The sequence below is a fragment of the Bacillus sp. LQ01 genome (assembly GCF_057624735.1).
Genome location: NZ_JBYEZL010000001.1, coordinates 1,575,047 through 1,600,517, shown reverse-complemented (window position 1 = coordinate 1,600,517; position 25,471 = coordinate 1,575,047). Strand labels below are relative to the sequence as shown.

Annotated in this window: 5 protein-coding genes and 3 pseudogenes; 1 reads left to right on the top strand and 7 read right to left on the bottom strand. The window is 37.3% G+C overall.

Annotation, left to right across the window (positions count from 1 at the left end; all coding sequences use genetic code 11):
• Positions 1–2: 2 nt before the first annotated feature.
• A pseudogene (locus AC22L0_RS08305) lies at positions 3–89 on the top strand (DUF2278 domain-containing protein); the annotation flags it as partial.
• 198 nt (positions 90–287) lie between these two features.
• On the opposite strand, the gene AC22L0_RS08300 reads toward AC22L0_RS08305, so the two are convergent.
• The 7 genes and pseudogenes from AC22L0_RS08300 to AC22L0_RS08270 form a co-directional block, all read right to left on the bottom strand.
• Positions 288–698 (bottom strand): hypothetical protein, encoded by a 411-nt coding sequence (locus AC22L0_RS08300; protein ID WP_000592189.1) that lies wholly within the window; start codon positions 696–698, stop codon positions 288–290.
• 359 nt (positions 699–1,057) lie between these two features.
• A pseudogene (locus AC22L0_RS08295) lies at positions 1,058–1,366 on the bottom strand (putative mucin/carbohydrate-binding domain-containing protein); the annotation flags it as partial.
• A gap of 251 nt (positions 1,367–1,617) precedes the next feature.
• Positions 1,618–1,959 (bottom strand): annotated as a pseudogene (locus AC22L0_RS08290) (SDR family NAD(P)-dependent oxidoreductase); the annotation flags it as partial.
• Between the two features lie 383 nt (positions 1,960–2,342).
• On the bottom strand, positions 2,343–3,065 hold the full coding sequence (locus AC22L0_RS08285) for a thioesterase II family protein (RefSeq protein ID WP_001172949.1): 723 nt from the start codon (positions 3,063–3,065) through the stop codon (positions 2,343–2,345).
• Positions 3,052–3,756: a 4'-phosphopantetheinyl transferase family protein gene (locus AC22L0_RS08280; RefSeq protein WP_000701220.1), complete on the bottom strand. Its 705-nt coding sequence runs from the start codon at positions 3,754–3,756 to the stop codon at positions 3,052–3,054. Before AC22L0_RS08280 ends, AC22L0_RS08285 begins: the two co-directional genes overlap by 14 nt.
• Before the next feature lie 363 nt (positions 3,757–4,119).
• The gene (locus AC22L0_RS08275) at positions 4,120–19,002 is read right to left on the bottom strand and encodes a non-ribosomal peptide synthetase (RefSeq protein ID WP_087967823.1); all 14,883 of its coding nucleotides are present in this window, start codon (positions 19,000–19,002) and stop codon (positions 4,120–4,122) included.
• Positions 18,999–25,469: a non-ribosomal peptide synthetase gene (locus tag AC22L0_RS08270; protein WP_087967825.1), complete on the bottom strand. Its 6,471-nt coding sequence runs from the start codon at positions 25,467–25,469 to the stop codon at positions 18,999–19,001. The genes AC22L0_RS08275 and AC22L0_RS08270 overlap by 4 nt, the downstream gene beginning before the upstream one ends.
• Between the last annotated feature and the right edge of the window lie 2 nt (positions 25,470–25,471).

Sequence of the window (25,471 nt, the reverse complement as noted above, 5' to 3'; positions counted from 1 at the left end):
ATAACGAAACCTACCATGACGGAGGAATGGTAATTCAATTTAAGAATAAATGGATTGATACCTTTCTAGCTTTTGTATCCCAATCATAGTATAGAGAGGATTATGGTTATCCAATAAATATATGTGAACATATACAAGCTAAGCCTTCTAAATAATTACTGTAACTAAAAAAACAAGTAATTATACTTGTTTTTTTAGTTTACTTTCCAATATCGCAACAGTTTTATGTGCTCTCTTTTCCTGTCTACATTATTGGATGCATATCTTACTAAAGATAGCTTCTTTTTTTATGATTCTATTGAAGTAATTAATTGCTGACGTTCTTTATCTCTATAAATTTTCATTTCATGTTTAAACTCGTAATTTCCTACTTCAAATCTAGCCCATTCCTTACTTGTCCAATATACTACATCTACATTTTCTCTTAAGATTGCAAAACACACATCCACTAATTCATCTTCGTAAAATGGAGCTTCTTTTGCTAATTCAAAAGCAAGCACTTTTGGATCCTTAGTTTTAATTTGAAGTTCCCTAGAGGTTTGCCCTAAATACTGCCATGGCGATGGTATTGATTGAACTTGGGCATCTCCCCTATCTTGAAACTGTGATGGAGAATAATTTGTTGAAGCAAATGTAGGTTTACTTACTCCTATTGCTGTTCCTAAAACAACAGAACCAATAATAAGTTTTTTAATCATTTTTTCAGCCCCTTTAATAATTTTGGATATGCTTCATTTTTATACCACGTTCACAGTCATGTAAATGAAGATAATTTGACAGAATTCTGCGTTTTCCTCGAAAAATGTATATTAATTACACACCTTAAATTTACTAAAAGCAAAATTGTTGGTTAAGGTAAATTTTTTTGTCGTAAGTATACACTTTTTGTATAAAAATTAGTTTTTTAAATATTTGCATACTTATTGATAAAGCTTCCTGCCATACCTTATTCGAAGCCAATTTACCTCTACCTACTCACTTCGCATTCCTTGAAGAAGGAATCTTCTTGACTAAAACGTATAAAAAAGTTGGGGATTTCCCCAACTTTTTTATACGTTTATTGTCTTATTAATCCTGTAGATGTAACCCCATATGTTCTTTTCTTTCCGATATATTCCTGTTTTCCATTCTCAAGGTTAGTTAAAGTCGCGCGTGTTTTTTCCTTTGCTGCTTCCCCTCCTATATGAGTAAATTCTATATAATCTCCCTCTTTTACAGGTACTGTTTGCGTTTCAGCATTTTGTTGTCTATTTCCCATAATTTCCTTATTGTACATAACGCTACCAGATGAGTTCTGGACTTTAATACTTGCATATGTGCTATTGAAATAAGAATGCGGTACACCGGTTTCTAATATTCGCTTTAAAACTTAGATATATTTAATATTTTTTCACTACTATTATTAATCAAATTATAGTATTTTGTATTAAAATCTTATGATTTAGGACTAAATAACTTAATTGATCACACTATTTGACTCATAATTATTTACCAGAAAAACGTTATGTAAACTTTCTATTTGTCAATTAGACAAAATAGTTTATTTGCTGGTACCTTATCATTAGCTAGAAAGACCCTACTAAAAAACGTAGACTCCTTTAGGTATCTAAACATTACATATATTTCAAACGTAGATTCCTCTATCGTTAACACCTGCCCAATTCCAGCGTTGTTTACAAGGATATCAAATGTAGTATCACCTATATATTTTTGAAGAGATTGATCCATCATTGAATACAATTTATTAATGCCATTAAAAGTACTTAAGTCTGCACGAATCGCAAATGCGGAACCGCCATCTTTTTTAATTTTATCCACTACACTTTCTGCTTCTTCTTTTCTTTTACTAAAGTGAACAACGACTAACGCACCAGCCTGTGCCAAATGTAAGGCAATACTTCGACCTATCCCTCTACTAGCCCCTGTTACTAATGCAATTTTCCCCTTCAATTTATTCATCTCATCATCCCCTTGTTTAAAAAAATCTACTTAGTTATATCACAAGATACGCTTTGAAATGTTGCTCACTAATTTGATATCCATAAAACCAAAAGGCCCACTCATAATTATAAGAGTCGGCCTTTTCACTTCACATATTCATTAGCTTTACATACAGCATCCCTAACTGTTATGTACTTTGTACTAAGTATAATAAAGACTCTAAATGGTATTATAGGTAAAGCCAACTTAAACTAAAGTTAATTCATATACATTTTGCTTAGAGTCTCTGCCTTTAAACAGTTCGTTTAGGATTCTATGCATATATTCAATAAAATTTCAGCAATGCCTGTATTTTTCATCTTTCATATTTTTCTTTGTTAGCTATGAGTATACTTAAAAAACTAAAAACTATTTGATAATCTTTTAGAATCTAACTTTCTTTTAATACTATTTGCTATTTCTTCAATATTTTCATTTAGAAAGAAATGATTACCTTCAAAAGAATGAAAAGTACACGTTTTACTTGTGTATCGTTCCCATTTTATTACTTGATCATATGTAGTAAATTCATCATTTTCCCCATTAAATATAAGAAAATCAATATCACATGGTTGTGTATTTTTGTCATGAATATACGTCTCAACGATTTTAAAATCTGCTCTTAGAATAGGGAGAAAAATCTCCATTAATTCTTCTGATTGCAGTACCCCAGATGGTGTACCTCCCATTGCAATAACTTCTCTTTTAAATTGCTCATTAGAAAGATTATGTCTGATATTTTTTATTTTACTATTTGGATGATTTCTACCGGACAAAACAAGAAATTCAGGCGATACGTTTTTAGAATCTTTTATTTTTCTGGCTACTTCATAGGCGATCAAACTTCCCATGCTATGCCCGAATAGAATGTAGGGCGAATCATCTATCTGCATAACTATTTTATTGTAGACATCATTTACTGCCTCTTCCATACTTTGGTACAAGTTTTCTTCAATTCTATATCCTCTACCAGCTAACTCTATCGGAACTACCTCAATATATGGATTAAAGTAATTTTTCCATTTTGCGTAACTAAAAGCAGATCCTCCAGCATGTGGAAAGCAAAAAAGTTTAGTCTTCTGCATTGATTTTCTCCTTACTTTCAAATTTGTATATTTTTTGGAAAATTGCATAAATGTCTTTAATTATTATCTCTTGCGGAAATTCATCCCTTGTTGCACAAGCAGATAACTTATAATTTGGATCAATGTTATACTGTTTAAAGTAAAAATTCTTAGGTATATTCTTGTATAAAATTAAAGCTCGTGATTCTTTTTTTATAGAGAATGAATTTAATTGGGTATAAAGCCCTTTTCCAATCGTTTTTATATAGCTTTCTTTTAATGTCCATAAATCATAAAAATAGTTAATTTGTTCATCAGAATTCATATTAGATATATCATAAAATTCATCCGCTGAAAAAAATTCTTTTGCTAATTTAAGCGCCTCTATCTCTGAAACCTTTTCTATATCAATACCCACATTAAAATTAGCAGTAGTACAAACCACCCATTCTCCTGAATGTGACAGATTAAAATGAAAGTCAGAAAAATTTTCAACAAAAGGTTTTCCATACTCATTATATTTAAATCTAATTTCTTCATTATTAATTTTATACTTTTGGCAGATTAGAGATCGGATTAGTAAATCCCCTATCAGTGTCCTATTAACGTCGCATGAGTTTAATAAACGCTTCATTCGTTCTTTCTTCTCATTTGAAACCAAGTTACTAAGTTGCTTAAACAAATGACTTTCAATATTCTTTGGTATTTTCACAGCTTGAATGTGTATGATAAATCACTTCCTTTTTTTAAAGATGGCTTCATATATGTGCGTTACATAAATTCAAATTAACTTTATTAAATTGCAAATACAATAGAAAAGGTGCATATTTACATATCAATGAAAATATACACCTTTCCTCAATAATATCATCAAAGCATTAGTTTCTATTACAAAAAATAGAGAGGATTTACATCATTCTATGAGCAACTCATATAGGTTTCTATGTCTCTATCAAGTAAATTTTCCATTATCCTCTTAAAAATTAATACTCTTGATATATTCATTATTGCCTACACTTTATTTGCAGTTATTGGTCTCCCCTTTTCATTCATAGCGTTGCATCTTTTGCACTCTCTACTTTTCAGTTAATGAAAGGGATGTTTCTTTTATCCCTTCAAATTCATTTAATAGGTACTTAGCTATCTTTTCAACTGCGGGGAAGTCTACTATTTCCTCATGTGATCCAGGGACTGAATACCTATTTACTCTTCCTTTTAATAAAGGTCCCCAATCTGTAAACAACTCTTTTCCTTCCTCAGCACTAAAGTAGATAACTTCTCCAAAGTATGGTATCAAATCATTCTCTGCCATTAAGTTCAGGCATTTCCTATGAGCATTGATAACTTGCTTCAAATTCATAAGATTTGCATCAGGCGGGAGTACTCCTTCCATAATTAATCGCTCCACAAGCATATCTTGCTTATGAACGAGCCCTTCTTCCTGCTCAGTAAGATCTCTAGGAATGAAATGTTCAGATATATATGAGAGCATATCCTCCCTTGTTTTACGATCTTGCTCTGAAGGTACTTTAGTATCCATTAGTATCAACAACTCAACTTCCTCACCTTGATTCTTTAGCACAGTTGCGATTTCATAAGCAATTGCACCGCCTAAAGACCATCCTCCAAGACGATATGGGCCTTCTGGCTGAACACGTTTGATTTCTTCAATGTAAAGTTGAATTAGTTCCGGCAAGGTCAATTCATCAATTTCTTCCTTTTCTATAAGAGGATTCTGTAAACCATAAAATGAACAATGGTTCTTAAGTAATCTTGCTAGTTGAATGTAACAGAATACATTCCCCATAAACGGATGAACACAGAAGAAAGGGCTTTTTTCTGATTCTTGTAGTGGAACTAGCGCTGCTACTGATTTCGTCATATCATGCTTATCACGAATAAGGCATGCGATTCCTTCCAATGTTGGATTCTTAATCAATGTTGAAACCTTAATCTCTTTTCCAAACTTCTCCCTAATTTTTGAAACTAATTTAATTACAAGGAGAGAGTGTCCTCCTCTATTAAAGAAATCATCATTTACATAGACATCTTCTATCTGTAACACATCCTGCCAGATTTTAATCAACTGATATTCAATTTCATCCCTTGGAATGATTGGTGTAGAGAAGTTATTTTCTCTATGAATAGTTAAATTGTTCAATGCCTTTCGATCAACTTTGCCATTCGTTGTAAGAGGAATCTCGTTTACCTTAATAAAGTGTGCGGGAACCATATAATTTGGTACTTGTGTCTTGAGATACTCACGCCACTCATGCATACTACCATCTCCAACTACATAAGCAACCAATCTCTGCTCTCCTAATTTATCCTCTGTTGCCAAAACTACTGCTTCTTTTACCAATGGATGCCTCTCTATACTCGCTTCAATCTCTTCAAGTTCAATACGAAAGCCCCTAATTTTCACTTGATTATCAATTCTTCTCAAGTAATCTAAATTACCATCAGGTAAATAACGAACCAAATCTCCCGTACGATATAAACGCTCTTCTTCATTAAATGGATGACAGATGAATCGCTCTGCTGTTAATTCTGGGCGATTCAAGTATTCTCTCGCTATACCTGCACCCCCAATATATAGCTCACCTGTTACACCAACTGGAACAGGTAACAAATTTTTATCCAATACATAAGTTTGAACGTTCGGCAATGGACGTCCAATTGTTACTCTCTTACTATCTTTTTTGATATGATAGCATGTTGCATCAACCGTACATTCTGTAGGACCGTATACGTTATAAAAATCAATCTTTTCAGTCTCTACTAGCTGTTCCCATAATGACGGCATGATTGCTTCACCACCGACCAATATCTTGCTTGGTACATGAACATCAGCACTTATTTCTAGCAATCCTCCATCTATTAGTAATTGAAGTAATGAAGGTGTCATATCAAACATTTCCAATTTATTCTCCCTAATATAGGACACAAATTGTTCTGGATTAGTGCGAACTTCACTTGGAATAATATATAAACTTGAACCATAAAGCAGCATTTGTAATTGCTGAATAGATACATCAAAGGCAATTGATGCATTCAAACCGACGCGCATATTACTAGGTATCTCATGTGAGAAAACTTCTTTTTGTAAACCATATGATAGGTTTATTACAGAATGGTGCTGTACTAAAGCTCCCTTTGGATTCCCTGTCGAACCAGAAGTGTAGATAACATACGCTAAGTTTTCCCCTGTTACCTCACATATTGGTGAAAGTTTGCTTTCTTGAGAAAGCATTGCTTGGTCCCTATCTAGGCAAACTGTCTTAATGTCTTTAGGAATCCAGCCTAGTAATACTTCATTTGTAACTAACACTTTAATTCCTGTGTCTTCTAAAATATATTGTAGGCGGCTTTCCGGATTCGATGGATCTAATGGAACATAGGCTGCTCCAGCCTTCCAAATTCCCATGAGACCAACAACCATCTCAACTGAACGCTCAAAGCAAAGGCCAACTAATGACTCTGTCCCAATTCCACATTTCTGTAAATGATGGGCTAATTGATTAGCTCTTTCATTCAGCTCTCGATATGTTAGTTGCTGTTTTTCATCTACCACTGCCAACGCGTCAGGCGTACGATTTACTTGCTCTTCGAATAGTTGATGAATTGCATTCTCACGTGGATAGGATATAGTATTATTATTCCATTCTTCCAATAGCTTTCTTTGTTCAGCTTCCGTAATATATACTAGCTCCGATAGATTTTGATCAATGTTTTTGAGCATTTGCATTAACACTTTGTGTAAATGACCCAGCATTCGTTCAATGGTTACTCTATTAAACTTACTACGGTCATACATTAACTTTAACGATAACTGGATTCCTGGAACTACAGCTAACCCTAATGGGTAGTGGGTTTGTTCTACCCCTTCCAATTCACCAATTTCCAGATTTTCTGAAGACTCCTCTTTCACTGGATAATTTTCAAACACATATAAACTATTGAACAGCGGTATTCCTCTAGGAACTTCACTCCACCCCTGAATCTCTGTCAAAGAAGCATACTCATATTGTCTTCTTTCTATCTCTTCCTCTTGTATCTTCTGCAACCAATCTATTAATTTTATATCATCCATCAATTGAATTCGCGTCGGTGACGTTGTAATGAAAGGACCTACGATGTTTTCAACATCAATAATCTCCGTAGAACGTCCTGAGCTTGTTACACCAAAAACAATGTCATTTTCTCCACTATATCGGCTCATGAGATATGCCCATGCACCTTGAATTACTGTACTCAAAGTAAGTTTATTGCGTTTCGCCCATCCTTGTAACGCTTGAGTCTGCTCTTCTGATAAATACGTAACCTTCTCTGTGTAACCTTTTTCTTCCTCTTTACTTTCTAAGCCCAGCAAAGTTGGCGCAGTAAAACCTTTTAGCTTCTCTCTCCAGAATTGTTCCGCCTGCTCCTTATCTTGCTCTCTTAACCATTGGATATATTTCTTATATGGTGAGGACTTAGGTAACTTCACAGCTTCTCCATTCATTCTCTTCTGATAGACTGTAAGTAATTCATTAAATACTAATGGTAAACTCCATCCATCCAGTAAAATATGGTGATGGGTCCAAACAATCCGATATTCTTCCTCACCTTCTTGAATGACTGTTACCCGCATCAATGGTGCTTCATCAAATTGGAAGGCTTGTTTTCGATCTAATGCCAAAAAGACTTTTCTTTTTTCCTCTATCTCTTCACTTGTCATTGTACGCCAGTCTTCTTTATTCACTTTAAATGGGATATTTTCATACACCACTTGTACAGGTTCTTCAATTTCGTCCCATACAAATCCTGTACGAAAAATTTCATGCCGCTGAATTACAGATTTCCACGCCTGCTCAAATGTAGGAATATTCATTTTTCCTCGAATCATAAAACTCAATTGCACTATATACGGTGCAACATGTTCATCCCCTTGGTCATGCAATGTGTGGAAAATCATACCTTCTTGCAAAGGTGATAGTGGATATAAATCAGTAATCTGATTGTTCTTTCCGCGATGCATTTTGTTTAGTACATTTGTCAAACCTTCTTGGCCAAGATTAGCCATTGCAAAATCCGAAATGGTCAGTGCAGATTCTCTATCTGAAAATTGAATCAATGTACTCAGTTGATATAGCATATTCTGTGCAATACTTTGAATCGTTGATTTGGAAAATTGTCCAACATTGTATACCCAAGTGAACTGAAGTTTTCCATCCGTTACAACCCCAATTACATCAATTACATGCGATCGCTTGGAACCGGCAGCATGATCTAAACGCTTAAATTCGTTCTCCGGAATAAACATTGCATCGCTAGAAAACATTTGGTCAAATTGTCCAAGATAGTTAAAACTAATAGACGGTGTATATTGGGAGCTTAATTGCTCACACATTGTTGCGTTCATGTAACGCAACACCCCATAATCAACACCCTTATTAGGAATTTTGCGAACTTGTTCTTTAACTGCTTTTAATGCTTCAATTGGCGTATTAGCACTAGTAATATTTAAATGAACTGGGTAAATACTTGTAAACCATCCCACAGTTCTCGATAAATCAACATCTTCAATAATCTCTTCTCGACCATGTCCCTCTAAATCTACGCTCAATATCGGCTGCCCCGTACATGCTGCCGTAGCTTGTACTAATGCTGCTAATAATACTTCATTGATTTGGACACGGTGAGTGCTTAAAGTCTCTTGCAATAACATACGGGTCTCATTCTCATTTAACACCACAGTAATTTCCTCAGTTACTGCGCTTACTGGATTACTTATAGTACCATCTACCGGCAATTTAACTACGTCTTGTTCAGCCTGCTCCTCCCAGTAATGTAGCACTTCTTTTGATAGGCCAGTTTCAGCGTAATGATGTAATTTCTCCGACCATTCTTTAAAAGATGTACTCTTCATAGGTAATTGAATTTTCTGCCCTTGGACTACTTGCGTATATGCTGTTTGCAAATCTTCCAATAAAATTCGCCAAGAAACACCATCCACGGCTAAATGATGAATTGTCCAAAATAATCGGCCAGCGTGCTCACCTTCATCAAAATACACCATTCTCATTAGCGGACCATCATGTAAATTCAAACTTTCTTGTGCAATATTAATCTCTTTTTGAATAACCTGATGCCAATCAGCTTCCGGCACTTCGTCTAATGAAATGACAGTAAGCATCAATTGTTCTTCTATTCCTTCATTCCACTGTTTCCAAACCCCATTAGGTAAACGTTCATATCTTAAACGCAGAGCATCATGATGAAGTAGAAGGTTACCTGCCGCCTTTTCCAGTGATCCTATGTCCAATTTCTCTTTCGTTCTAAAGAACATGGATTGATTCCAATGATGTGGGTTAGGATGATTTTGTGCAAAAAACCTTTGCTGAATAGGTGTAAGTATCGTCTCTCCAGTTATAATTCCCTGTTCAGCTTGTACACCTTGTTCTTCTTTGACTACTTGCGCCAACTCAGCAATTGTTTGGTGTTCAAATATTTGTTTTGGTGTCAATTGTAAACCAACTTGCTTCGCGCGCGAGACAATCTGAATGCTAAGAATTGAATCTCCACCAATTTCAAAGAAGTTATCATTCATACCAATACGTTTTGAACCTAGCACACGTTCCCAAATGATAGAAAGCTTATGTTCACGTTCATTTCTTGGGGCCACGTATCCTTCTTGTGTTCCTTGATAATCTGGTATAGGTAACGATTTCCGATCAATCTTTCCATTTATGGTTAGCGGTAATTCTTTCATTTCGACAAAGTAGGAAGGTATCATATGGATTGGCAGTTTTGTTTTAAGATACTCTCGCCATTCTTCTAAACTGCCTTCGCCCACTACATAAGCTACCAGCCTCTTATCTCCCGACTGATTTTCCCTAACCATTACAACTGCCTCTTTTACTAAGTCATGCTCTTGTAAAGTCGACTCAATCTCTCCAAGTTCAATTCGAAATCCTCTAATCTTCACTTGATTATCCATTCTTCCTAAGTAGTCTATATTACCATCAGGAAGATATCTCACAAGATCACCTGTTCTATATAACCTCTCGCCTTCTTTGAATGGATGAGAAATAAATCGTTCGGATGTTAACTCTGGACGATTCAAGTACCCCCTTGCTAGACCTGCTCCTCCGATATAAAGTTCCCCCATTACACCAACTGGAACTGGCAACCTATTTCTATCTAATACATAAGTTTGGATGTTAGGCAATGGACGTCCAATTGTTACTCTCTTACTATCTTTCTTGATATGATAGCATGTTGCATCAACCGTACATTCTGTAGGACCATATACATTATAAAACTGGATTTTATCAGTCTCTACTAGCTGTTCCCATAATGACGGCATAATTGCTTCACCACCAACCAGTACCTTACTTGGAACATGAACGCCATCGCACGTTTCTAACAATCCGACATCTATAAGTAATTGAAGCAATGAAGGTGTTATATCAAAGATTTCTAACTTGTTCTCCCTAATATAAGCTACAAACTGCTCCGGATCACTTCGTACTTCGCTTGGAATAATATACAAACTTGAACCATAAAGCAGCATTTGTAATTGCTGAATAGATGCATCAAATGCAATTGACGCATTTAAACCGACATGCATGTTAGATGGTATCTCATCTTCGAAAACCTCTTTTTGTAAACCATGCGACAAGTTTATTACAGAATGATGCTGTATCAAGACACCCTTTGGGTTCCCTGTCGATCCCGAAGTATAGATAACATACGCTAGGTTTTCTCCTGTTACTTCACATTTTGGTGAAAGAATGCTTTCTTGCGAAATCATTGTTTGATCCCTATCTAGACAAACTATCTTGATTTCTTTAGGTATCCAATCTTTCAATGACTCGTTCGTAACTAATACTTGAATTCCAGTGTCCTCCAAAATATATCGTAGGCGACTTTCTGGATATGATGGGTCTAATGGAACATAGGCTGCTCCAGCCTTCCAAATCCCCATAATACTAACAACCATCTCAATTGAACGCTCAAAGCAAAGTCCAACCAATGATTCATTCCCAATTCCGCATTGCTGAAGATAGTGGGCCAATTGATTAGCTTTTTCATTCAGCTCTCGATACGTTAACTGCTGTTTTTCATCTACCACTGCTACCGCATCAGGTGTACGATTTACTTGCTCTTCAAACAGCTGATGAATTGTACTTTCCTGTGGATATGCTACAGCACCATTATTCCACTCTTCCAACTGTTTTTGCTGTAATCCTGATAATATAGGCAACTTAGCTAATGATTTATCAGGATTCTCCACGATTACATTCAACCAGTTCCCAAAATGTTCAGCCATGGATTCAATAGTTAAGCTGTCAAATAAATCAGTTCTATAAACAAAAGTAAGTAATAAACCCTCTTCCACTTCTGCAGCAGTTAAACTTAAATCAAACTTAGCGATCGGAGCATTACTTTCCATTACTTCTATATTTCTTCCATGTAATTCTGGTAGCTTCTGTCCCGTATTTTGCAAAGTAAACATGGTTTGAAAAATCGGAGAATGGCTTGTATTTCGTTCAGGTTGGATAACCTCTACAATTTTCTCAAACGGAACATCTTGATACTCATACGCCTTCAATGCTTTTATCCGTACTTGAGATAACAACTCTTGAAATGCCGGTGCATTACTTAAATCAGCTCGATAAACCAAAGTGTTGACAAAGAAACCAATCAGCCCCTCAATTTCTCGATAATTTCGATTTGCAATTGGGCTACCAACAATAATATCCGTTTGTCCCGTATAACGAGCAAGGAAACTTTGATACGATGCCAATAAGGTCATGAAAAGTGTGGCCCCTTCTTGACGACTTAGTTCGTTTAATTTATCCAGTAATGAGCGTGACAACAAAACATTATGAGTTAATCCATGATGGGTTTGCACTGGCGGACGCGGACGATCCATTGGCAACATTAAGACTGGTAACTCACCAGATAATTCTTCCTTCCAATATGCAAGCTGTTGATATAGTACTTCATCTTTCAACCAGTCTCTTTGCCACTGAGCAAAATCGGCATATTGAACTGGTAGTGGTTCCAGCTCTGCTTGTTTTTCACCAATCGCATTCTCATAAAATGCCATCCATTCTTGAAGCAAGATTTCCATCGACCACCCATCCGAGATAATATGATGCATATTACACAGAAGAACCCATTCTTCTTCTGAAATTCTTATGAGTTTCCCACGGAATAATGGCCCTTGTTCTAAATCAAATGGAGATTCGACTTCAGTTTGAATCCATTGCTCCAGCTTTCTTTCTCGCTCCTCTAATGAAAGCTTATTTAAGTCCATTTGCAGAAGCGGACGGAAAACGTACGGTTGAATCTGCTGCACAGGATGGCCATCCTCTTCATAAAATACAGTCCGCAAAGATTCATGACGCTCTATCAACTGATTCCATCCCAATTCCAATGCTTCAGGTAACCAATTCCCTGTAAGGCGGCATGCCATTGGCATATTATAAAGGGCACTATTAGGTGCAAATTGATCAATAAACCATAAGCGCTGTTGGGCATAAGATAGTGGAATATTATTTCCACGTTCCATCGGCACCAATGGTGGAATTTCTCGTTTTTCATTCCCCTTACGTAACTGATCCATTCGTTTCGCTAATGCCTCGATCGTTGAATATTCGAACAGTTCACGTACTGGCAATTTGATTTGAAAGACTTCCTGTAAGCGCGAGACCACTTGTGTAGCAAGTAGAGAGTGACCACCAAGCTCAAAGAAAGAATCTTGAACACCAATGTCTCCTATTCCTAGCACTTGACTCCACACTGAAGCGATAAGTTCTTCCAGCGGAGTTCTTGGGTATACAGTATTTTCAGCGGATTGTTCACTAAGTATAGGCAATGCCTTCAAATCAAGTTTTCCATTCGGTGTAAGTGGTAAAAATTCCATCTCAATAAAGTTTGTTGGAACCATGTAATTTGGTAAATGTGTTTGTAGATGTTCTCGCCATTCATGGACACTTCCTTCACCAACTACATAAGCTACTAATCTCTTATCACCTTGATTATCCTCTCGTACCAATACAACTGCTTCTTTCACAGAAGAATGTGCCTGCAAAACAGCTTCTATTTCTCCCAATTCAATCCGGAAACCACGAATTTTTACTTGGTCATCTATACGTCCATGGAACTGGAGATTACCATCAGAAAGATAACTTGCTTTGTCTCCTGTATAATAGAGACGTTCTCCTGACTTGAAAGGATGTGGAATAAATTTTTCCTTTGTAAGATCCGGACGATTAGCATATCCACGTGCAAGACTCTTCCCTCCAATATAGAGATCTCCAATTACGCCAATTGGTACTAGCTGAAGATGAGAATCTAACACATAAACTTCTGTATTTGCAATCGGTCGACCAATCGATGGCGTACCTGTTGTCACTCCTACAGGTACATAACAATCTGTGGTAACAACGGTATTTTCCGATGGACCATACTGATTAATTACCGCAAAAGGAATATCGTTAGATGGGTACTGCGTTAATTGATCCCCACCAGTAATGATAAAACGAAGATCCGTTTTATCTGGCCAAGATAATTTCAAGAGCCTTTCCAGAATAGGCGTAGGTGCAAAGCTAGCTGTTATTCGTGAATCAATGAGCCAGTCCCTTAGTGCTTCTGGATTAATTCTCAGTTCCTCTGTTGACAAGTAGAGTGCTGCGCCAGCAGTTAGATACGGCCAAATCTCCTGCACAGCCGAATCAAAAGCAACCCCTGCAATCTGAGTCGCACGATCCTCTGCTGAAATATGATAAACTTCCTGATGCCAAGAAACCATATTCATTAATGAGCGATATTCAACCATGACACCCTTCGGTTTTCCTGTAGAACCAGAGGTATAAACAATATAGGCTAAGTTCTCTGGATTTATTTGACGTGTAGGTGCGATTACGCTTTCCACCGTTAATTCTTCTAACCTCACCATTTCGACGTGTGCGAAATGGCCTTCTTGTCCTTCCGCCGTCACTACAAATTGAATCCCTGCATCTTCAATCATGTATTCTAACCTTGATTTTGGATACAACGGATCTAAAACGACATAAGCTCCACCAGCTTTTAAAATGCCTAGTAAACTTACCATTAGCTCAGCTGACCTCGGAAGATAAACCCCTACCACTGACTCTGGGGCTACTCCCTTTCGCTGTAAAACATTTGCCAACTGATTTGCTTGTGTATCCAGTTCACCATAAGTCCACTGTTTTGTTTGATCAACTATCGCAATCGCATCAGGACGCCTTGCTACTTGCTCCTCAAATTTGTCGCAAATAAGACCCTGATGAGACATTTCTATTACAGTGTCATTCCATGTTTCTAATAACAAAGTACGCTCGGGTTCTGATAGCATGCTCAGATCATGCAACGGATTTTGTGGGCGATGAGAAACTTCATGTAGCCATTTCTCAAAGTGTCCTGCCATCCGTTCAATAGTAGTAGCATTGAATAAATCCTTATTGTACTCAAAAGTAAAAAGTAATCCCTCTTCCGTCTCAACTGCCATTACACTTAAATCAAACTTTGCAATTGGACTATGGCTTTCTATCATTTCAATACTTCTACTAGATAACACCGGTAACTCTTGTTTCATATTTTGCAAGATGAACATAGTCTGGAAAATTGGCGAATGACTTGTACTTCGCTCCGGTTGCACAACTTCTACAATTTTTTCAAATGGAATATCTTGATATTCATACGCCTTCAATGCCTTTTGACGAACCTGATACAGTACATCTTGAAATGTCGGTCTACCACTCAAATTAGCTCGATAAACCAGCGTGTTAACGAAGAAACCAATTAGTCCTTCAATTTCTCTATAATTCCGATTCGCAATTGGGCTTCCGACCAAAATATCTTCTTGTCCCGTATAACGAGATAGAAAGCTTTGATATGCAGCTAAAAGCGTCATGAAGAGCGTAGCCCCTTCTTTTCGACTAAGTTCATTCAATTTATCATGTAGCGTGCTTGGCAGAACCATAGTGTATGTCGACCCGTGATGAGTTTGTATTGCAGGACGCGGGCGATCCACAGGAAGTTGGAGTACAGGAAGCTCCCCAGACAATTCTTCCCTCCAATATTGGAGTTGTTGATCAAGCACCTCCTCCTTTAACCATCCTTTTTGCCACTGAGCAAAGTCGGCATATTGAACCGGTAATGGTTCAAGTTCCGCTACCTTTCCATCCGTTGCTTTCTCATAAAATGCCATCCATTCTTCAAGTAGGATTCCCATTGACCATCCATCTGAAATGATATGATGTAGAGTACAAAGGAGTATCCATTCTTCCTCTCCCACGTGCAAAATACTTGTCCTGATTAATGGACCCTCTGTTAAATCAAATGGTACTTCTGTTTCTTGTTGAATTAAACGTTTAACTTCTTCTTCTTGATCTTCAGAAGAAAGCATAGTTAAATCCGTTTTCGGAATTGATTGAAAAGCATACGGTTCAATTTGCTGTACGGGTTGACCATTCACCTCTTGAAAGACCGTCCGCAGTGATTCATGACGTTCTATTAGTTGATTCCATCCCGTTTCCAATGCTTCAAGTAGCCAATTCCCTGTAAGACGGCATACCATTGGCATATTGTAAAGGGCACTATTAGGTGTAAATTGATCAATAAACCATAAACGTTGTTGGGCATAAGATAGTGGAATAGCTTCTCCTCGTTTCATTGGTATTAGTGGCGGAATCTCTCGTTTTTTATCTCCTTTACGTAACTGTTCTAATCGCTTTGCCAGTGACTCCACCGTTGTATATTCAAATAGTTCACGTACTGGTAATTCGATTTGAAAAATTCTCTGTAAACGTGACACTACTTGAGTAGCTAGTAGTGAATGACCACCGATTTCAAAAAAGGAATCCTGAACACTAATATTTTTTATTCCTAACACTTGGCTCCAAACGGAAACGATGAGCTCCTCCACTGGTGTTCGTGATGAAGTAATATCTTCACTTATGAACTGTTCTTCTAATTCCAATAATGCTTTCCGATTCACTTTACCATTTGGAGTGAGTGGCATACCTTCAATTTGGAAAAAGTATGCCGGAACCATATAATGTGGTAATTGCTTCTTGAGATATTCACGCCATTCTCCAGCATCCCCTTCACCCACTACATAAGCTACTAACTGCTTATCTCCTGGTCGTTCTTCCTTCACCAACACGACTGCCTCTTTTACAGATGAGTGATCATGTAAAGCTGCTTCAATTTCTCCCAATTCAATTCGGAATCCTCTAATTTTAACTTGGTTATCTATTCTTCCAATATATTCTAAGTTACGATCATTCATATATCTCACCAAGTCACCCGTTCGATATAATCGTTCCCCGTCCTTAAAAGGATGCGGAATAAAACGTTCAGTAGTTAAATCCGGTCGATTGAAGTAGCCACGTGCCAATCCTACTCCTCCAAGGTAAAGTTCCCCTGCCACACCAATCGGGACCACTTGTTGATATTGATCTAACACATACAACTCTGTATTATCAATTGGACGACCAATCGGAATAATCATTGCTTCTTTTTCTAAATCACAATCGTAATAAGTCACATCCACAGTCGCTTCAGTAGGACCATACAAGTTAATTAACTTTGTTTGCTGAACATTGTAAAAGATCCCCTTAAACCGGCGAACATGCTCAGTGTTTAACGCTTCTCCACTAGTAAAAACTTGAATTAAAGACGATACATCCCTTTTCGAATTATATAGTTCCATATAATCTAAGAAAGTAGATAACATCGACGGAACAAAGTGTATGGTGGACACGCGATATCGTTCAATATACTCCTCAATCACCGCAGGATCTTTCTCTCCTCCTGGTGGAAGTAAACAAACACGTGCTCCTACAAATGACCACCAAAATAATTCCCATACAGAAACATCAAATGAAAACGGTGTCTTTTGTAGGATTGTATCCTCCTCGGACAATGGGTATTTTTTCTGCATCCACTGTAGGCGGTTGATAACGGAATGATGTTCAATCATTACCCCCTTTGGATTTCCCGTCGAACCCGAAGTGTATATAATATAGGCTAAGTTATTTGCTGTTACTCCACTTACCGGAGCTAAATTACTCTCTTTAGAAATCATCACTTGATCCCGGTCTAAACAAATTGCTTGAATATCTTTAGGTAACCAGTCCTGTAGTGCCTCTTTTGTTAACAGCACTTGAATTTGTGAATTCTCCAAAATATATCTCAGGCGGTTTTCAGGATAACTTGGGTCCAGTGGGACATAAGCCCCACCTGCCTTCAAAATCCCAAAGAGACCGATAATCATATCAGGAGAACGTTCAATACATATACCAACCAATGATTCAGGTCCGATACCTCGTTTTTGTAGAAAATGTGCCAATTGATTCGATTTTTCATTTAGTTCTTGATACGTTAGCTTTCCACCCTCATAAACTACCGCCACTGCGTCAGGTGTCCGTGCAACTTGCTGCTCAAATAGCTCATGAATCGTACAATCATGACCATAAACTACGTCCGTATCATTCCATTCTTCTAGGAGTTGTTTTTGCTCAGTATCCGATAACATTGACAGCTTTGTATATGATTCATCTGGATGATACGTGACTTCATTTAGCCAGTTCTCAAAATGTCCTGCCATACGTGCAATGGTACTACTATCAAATAAATCCGTGTTGTATTCAAATGAGACGAATAGACCTTCTTCCACTTCATAGGCAGTTAAGCTCAAATCAAATTTAGCAATAGACATATTACTTTCTACCATTTCAATACTTCTATCAGGCAAATCTAGTCGTTCTTGTTTTATATTCTGTAGCGTAAACATGGTCTGAAATATAGGGGAATGACTCATGCTTCGTTCAGGTTGCACAGCTTCTACCACTTTTTCAAATGGTATATCTTGATATTCGTAAGCTTTTAACGCCTTTTTCTTTGTTTGGTTCAAAATCTCCCGAAAAGTAGGGGTGCCACTCAAATCTGATCGATAAACCAACGTATTAACAAAGAAACCAATTAATCCTTCTACTCCCTTATGGTTCCGATTTGCAATCGGGCTACCAACTAGAATATCTTTTTGTCCCGTATAACGAGCAAGAAAGCTCTGGTATGCGGCCATTAAAGTCATAAATAAAGTAGATCCTTCTTGTCGACTTATATCCTTCAATTGACTGAGCAATTTATAAGGAAAAATCACATGATGCGCAGCCCCAGAGTAAGTCTGCTTAACCGGTCGAGGTCGATCCACTGGCAGTTGTAAGATAGGAAGCTCACCAGACAATTCTTCCTGCCAATACGTAAGCTGACGATTTAGCACATCACCTTGCAACCACCCCTTTTGCCACTTCGCAAAGTCTGCATATTGAATAGATAATGAACTTAATTTAGCAGGATTTCCGCCCGTTTCTTCTTCATAGAAAGCAAGGAATTCATTCATGAATATACCAATGGACCAAGCATCAGAAATAATATGATGCATCGTACACAGTAATAACCATTCATCCTTCTCTAATTGAACAAGCTGATTACGAATTAAAGGACCATTCATTAAATCAAATGGTTCTTGCGCTTCTCTCGCAATTAAACTATCTACCTCTTTTTCTTTTACTTCTAGAGGAAGTTGAGAGTAATCCCTTACAGGTAATGCTCTAGGAAGGAATTCGACAATTTGTTGCACAGGCTGTTCTCCTATTTCTTTAAAAACAGTTCGTAATGATTCATGACGTTCAATGAGTCGATTGAATCCCTTCTCTAATGCTTCAGGTATCCAATTTCCTTTTAGATGCCATACGGTTGGAATATTATATAAAGAACTGTTTGGGTTAAATCTGTCCATAAACCACAAACGTTGTTGTGCATAAGACAACGGGAGTGCTTCTTTATTCTCCTTTTTTTGCATTTGCTTCTGAAGCCATGCTCTCTTCTCAGGAGAAAGTGAACTCAGCTTTGCAAGTAAATCACTTCTCATTTTTTTACCCCTTCCTCAATCAAATTACTCTCAAATATCCCTTGTGCTTCTTCCTCTGATAACTCTTCTAATTGCTTAAGCAGTTCCAGTAATTCTTCATCATTACTCACTTCTGCTTCTTTTTGAATATAATCTTGAAGGCTTATATTCTCCTTACTATCATTCTGCATTTCTTGATTTTTGTTATCGAGCAATTGATCAATCTGTTCTGCCAATTGCTGCACCGTATGAAACATAAATAAATCATGCAATGGTATCTCGATTCCAAAAGCCTCTTTAAGATTGGAAACAGCTTGCGTAGCAAGTAATGAATGTCCACCAATTTCAAAAAACGAATCTTGAATTCCGATGTTTTCTATGCCTAAAACTTCATGCCATATCGAAACAATTGTTTTTTCCGTAGACGTACGAGGAGCAATATAACAACTCGCTATCTCCTGCTTCTCTGGTGCTGGTAAATCCTTCCTATCAATTTTTCCATTAGGAGTGAGTGGAAATGCATTTAATCCAACAAAATAGGATGGAATCATATAATTTGGTAGTTGGTCCTTGAGATAATCACGCCACTTTTGAGCATCCCCGTCTCCTACAACATAGGCAATCAAACGTGGATCGCCAGGATAATCTTCCCGCACCATCACAATAGCTTCGTTAACTAATGTATGCTTTTGTAATACCGCTTCGATTTCTCCTAGTTCAATCCGGAACCCACGAATTTTCACCTGATGATCAATTCGTCCAACATACTCCAAATTTCCATCCGGCAAATACCTTACTAGATCTCCAGTCCGGTATACTCGCTCGTCTTCTTTAAACGGATGCGGTATAAATCGATTTTTCGTTAAGTCAGGGCGTTTTAAATATCCACGTGCTAACCCTGATCCACCAATGTACAACTCACCAACTACACCAATTGGAACCATTTTTTGTTCAGCACTCAATACATATACTTCTGTATTGAAGATTGGTTTACCAATTGGTGGTACCCTATGCATGACACCCTTTTCTAATTCCATATACGTGGAATACGTAGTATCTTCAGACGGTCCATATAAGTTGAACACCTTCTCAATCGTACTTCTCTCGTATAAATCTTGAACAAGCGGATATGGTAACGGTTCTCCAGCCAAATTCATTACCTTTACTGAAGAAGGAATTGTTTTTGCTCGAACCAGTTCCTTTGCTGCCGATGGCACAGTATTAACCAAAGTCACACCTTTGGTAGACAACTTGTCTAGATGTAGAGCATTTTCAGCGACAATCACCTTACCACCCATCGTTAAGGGAACAAATACTTCAAAAACAGATAAATCAAAAGATAGTGAAGTTGAAGCTAATACTCCCGCTAATTCCTTTCGAGAATACGTATGATGCGCCCAATGAATCATTGTTACTGTATTCCTGTGCTCAATCATTACTCCCTTTGGATTTCCCGTGGAACCTGAAGTATAGATAATATAGGCTAAGTTATCACCCGTCACTTCACTCGTGCATACCGTAGTAACTTCTTGTTCTATTTCTGCTCGATTACGATCAATACAAATGACGTTAACGAATGTAGGTATAACCATTTTTTGTTGTAACTTTTCCTGTGTCACCAGTACCTTTATTTGAGCATCTTCTAAAATGTACTGCAGTCGACTTTCCGGATACGCTGGATCAATTGGGACATATGCTCCTCCCGCCTTCATAATTCCTAAGAGACCGACAATCATCTCGGATGAACGTGTAACGCAAATCCCAACCAATGTTTCGCATGTTACACCATTTTTTTGTAAATAATGTGCCAACTGATTCGAGCGTTCGTCCAACTCTCGATATGTTAGTTCTTCATCTTCGCACACTACTGCAATTGCTTCTGGTGTTTTTTCCACTTGTTCTTCAAACATTGTATGAATCGTACTATCTTCTATATCTATAACGGCTGATTCATTCCATTCCTCTAGTAGTTGCTTATATTCCACTTTCGATAACATATTCAATTCTGATAATAAACATTTTGGATAAGAGGCAATTTGATTTAACCAATGTTCAAAATGATTTACCATACGTTTAATGGTTGTATCATTAAACAAATCAGTATTATATTCAAAGGTTAGTGATAATCCTTCTTCCGTCTCAGAAGCAAATAAACTCAAATCAAATTTGGCAACAGAAACATAGCTTTCCATGAGTTCCATTTGTCTTTCGGATAGCTGAAGAAACTCTTGTTTCGTATTCTGTAAAGTAAACATAGTTTGGAATATTGGTGAATGACTTGTATTCCGTTCAGGTTTTACGGATTCTACCACTTTCTCAAATGGGATGTCCTGATACTCGTATGCTTTTAGTGCTTTTTTTCTTATCTGCGACAATAGTTCTTGGAACGTCGGATTTCCACTGAAATCAGCTCGATAAACTAACGTATTTGCAAAGAATCCTATTAATCCCTCAATCTCTTTCACATTTCGATTAGCGATGGGGCTTCCAACTATAATGTCGTCCTGTCCTGTATAACGAGAAAGGAAGCTTTGATACGCTGCCATCAATGTCATAAATAAAGTGCATCCTTCTTGCAAACTTAAATCTTTGAGCTTTTCCTGTAAGGAATTCGCCACTATTAAGGACTGACTTGCACCACGATGGGTTTGAACTGCAGGTCGAGGACGATCCATCGGTAATTGTAAAACCGGTAGTTCCCCAGATAATTCTTCCTTCCAATATTGAAGATGCTGATTCAAACTCTCCTCTTTTTGCCATTCCTTCTGCCACATGACAAAATCTGCATATTGGATAGATAACTCCTTCAATTCCACTGGTTTTCCGGTTAGTGCTCCTTCATAAAAAGCCATCCATTCTTCAAGTAAGATTCCCATTGACCATCCATCTGAAATAATATGATGCATCGTACAAATGAGAACCCATTCTTCCCTGTCCACTTTCAATATTCGTGTTCGAATCAGAGGACCTTGTCCAAAATGAAATGGTTCCTCCGCCTCGTTTTGAATAAGGCGTTTCATTTCTCTTTCCCTATCTTCCAAAGAAAGATCTGTTAGATTCGTTTGAGGAATATGCCTGAACACATGAGATTGAACCTGTTGAAAAGGTTCACCCTCTTGTTCTAGAATTGTCGTCCTTAATGATTCATGACGCTCCAACAATTGATTCCATCCGACCTCCAATGCTTCAATTGACCATTTACCTGTTAAGCGACACGCTGCATGAATATTGTACATAGCACTATTTGGCATTAATTGATCAATAAACCATAGACGTTTCTGCGCATAGGAAAGTGGGATAACTTCTTCTCGTTTCATAGGTACAAGAGGAGCAACCTCTCGTTTTTTATCTTCTTTTCGTAACTGATCCACTCGTTTCGCCAATGCTTCCACTGTATCGTGCTTGAAAAGTTCACGTAATGGAATTTTAATTTGGAACATTTCTTGCAATCTAGAGACAATTTGAGTAGCAAGTAGTGAGTGCCCACCACGTTCAAAGAAGGAATCCTGAATGCCAATATTTTCTGTTCCTAACACTTGACTCCAAACCGAGGCAATAAGCTCTTCCGATGGCGTCCGAGGTAGCACATTTAAATCTTCAATAGCTTGCTCATCAGGTGCTGGCAAGGCCTTTCGGTCAATTTTCCCATTTGGAGTAAGCGGGAAGTGTTCTAAATCTATAAAGTGCGCTGGAATCATATGATTTGGTAATTGTTTTTGTAAATACTCTCTCCACTCCTCGGTATTTCCATCGCTTATTACATATGCAACCAATCGTTGATCACCTGGACGATCTTCTCTAACTAATACGACAGCCTCTTTAATAAACGAACATTTTTCTAAAGTCGCTTCAATTTCTCCTAATTCAATCCTAAAACCACGCATTTTGACTTGGTGGTCCATTCTACCTATAAATTCTAAATTCCCATCAGTTAAATATCTTACTGAATCTCCTGTTCGATATAGTCGTTCCCCAAATCGATATGGATGCGAAACGAATTTTTCAGCAGTAAGATTCGGACGATTTAAGTATCCACGTGCTAAACCAGCACCACCAATATATAACTCACCCTCAATTCCTATTGATTGCAAGCGTTGATTTTGGTCTAATACATATAATTGCGTGTTCTGTATTGGCTGCCCAATAGAAACAAATTCTTGATTAGGCTGAATATCAAATGCATTCACATAAATAGTGGCTTCAGTTGGCCCATAAAAGTTGGTTAATTTCACTTGTCCACTATAATTCCATTTCTGTTGAAATCGTCTAACCAACCCTGAACTTAGTTCTTCTCCACCAGAAAATACATGGCGTACGGCCGAACAATTCATGTTCAATTCAATATGATTGAAGTGGTCTAAGAAAACAGATAACATCGAAGGTACAAATTGAACTATAGTAACCTGATGTTGTTTAATCACTTCAGCTATAATAGAAGGATCTTTTTCTCCACCTGGAGGTAGGAAAGATACACTTGCACCAACGTGAATGCCCCAAAACAATTCCCAAACAGAGACATCAAATGAGAATGGCGTTTTCTGCAAGACCACATCCTTTTCAGAAAGCGGATATTTATGTTGCATCCATTCTAGATAATTAATTACTGAATGATGCTCAATCATTACTCCCTTTGGATTCCCTGTAGATCCTGAAGTATACATAACATACGCTAAATTTTCTCCTGTTACACCACTTATACATGGGGTTGATTCTTCTTTTTCAATTGCAGTGTAATCTTTATTCATACAAATCGTTTCTATATTTTCAGATACAAACAAATTTTTAGAATCCTCTTCCGTCACTAGTACTTCGATTCCAGCATCCTCTAATATATATCGAAGTCGACTCTCTGGATAAGTAGGGTCAAGTGGAACATACGCTGCTCCTGATTTTAGAATACCTAATAACGCTATCATCATTTGTAATGAACGTTCCATATATACTCCAACTAGAGACTCTGGGCCTACACCATGCTTTTGTAGATAATGAGCTAGCTGATTTGCACGCTTCTCCAACTCTTTATAGGTAATTTGTTCATTTTCGTAACTAGCCGCGATTGCTTCCGGTGTTTTTTTAACTTGCTCCTCAAACATCGTATGAATCATGCCTTCAGCCGAATAATTAAATTGAGTATGATTCCATTCCTCTAGTAACTGTATCTGTTCTTCTTCTGTTAAATGAGTAATTTCAAATAGTTTTGAATCTAGGCTCTTCGTCATCTGAATTAATATTTGCAATAAGTGATTCTGAATCAGATTTATTGTTTCTTCATTAAAATAGCTTCGATCATACATCAACTTTAAAGTAATTTTCTTACCGGGCATTACAATGAGTGTTAAAGGATAATTTGTTTGTTCCGTGCTTGTAACATCTAGTAATCTTAAATCATCATTTCTCTCACCTTGAATTGGATAATTTTCAAACACATACAAGGTATGGAATAAGGAGCTATTTCGCGGAACCTCACTCCAGCCTTGAATATCTATCAACGAATTATACTCATACTGTCTTCGTTCCATTTCTTTCATTTGTATTTTACGAAGCCAATCTACTACTGATGTATTATCCGTTAATCGAATTCTGGTAGGTAATGTGTTAATAAATAGCCCCACCATATTCTCTGCTCCCATTAAATCAGTAGGACGTCCAGCGCTAGTTACGCCAAATACGACGTCACTGTCACCGCTATACCTACTCATCAAATAAGCCCATGCACCTTGTACTAACGTATTCAACGTTAATCGACTATTTCGTACCCACTCTTGTAACTTCTCAGTAAGTTTCTCAGATACTTGATAAACACACTCTCCATAGCCCTTCTCTTGTCCTTGATCCTTTCTTTCCATTGCTAATGGCGTAGGTGCATAGAACCCTTTTAATTCTTCTTTCCAAAATTCCTCTGCTTGACTTTGATCTTGTTTATTTATCCACTGGATATATTTTTTATAAGGAAGAGATTTAGGAAGAGTCAATAATTCTCCCTTTATCATCTTGAGATAAACTTCCATCACTTCACTAAAGACCAATGACACACTCCATCCATCTAGCAAAATATGATGATGTGTCCAAATAATTCTCGTTTCCTCTTTTGCTTCTTTGATCGCAGTGACTCTCATCAATGGTGCTTCATCCAATAAAAATCCTTTTCTACGATCTACATTCAAAAACTGTTGTAATTTCTTCACCCTTTCCTCATGTGGATAGGTGCTCCAATCCTCTTGATGAATAGTAAAAGGAAGACGTTGGTAAACCGCTTGTAGTGGCTTTTCTACTTCCTCCCATACAAATACTGAACGTAAAACCTCATGTCGATTAATAACATATTCCCAAGCCTTTTCAAAAGTATCAACATCCAATTGCCCCCCGAGCAAGAAACCTACTTGTACAATATAGGAAAAAGAATGTTCATCATCTTGATCGTATAAAGTATGAAACAGTATTCCTTTTTGCAAAGGTGATAAACCATATATATCAATAACGTCTCCCATTT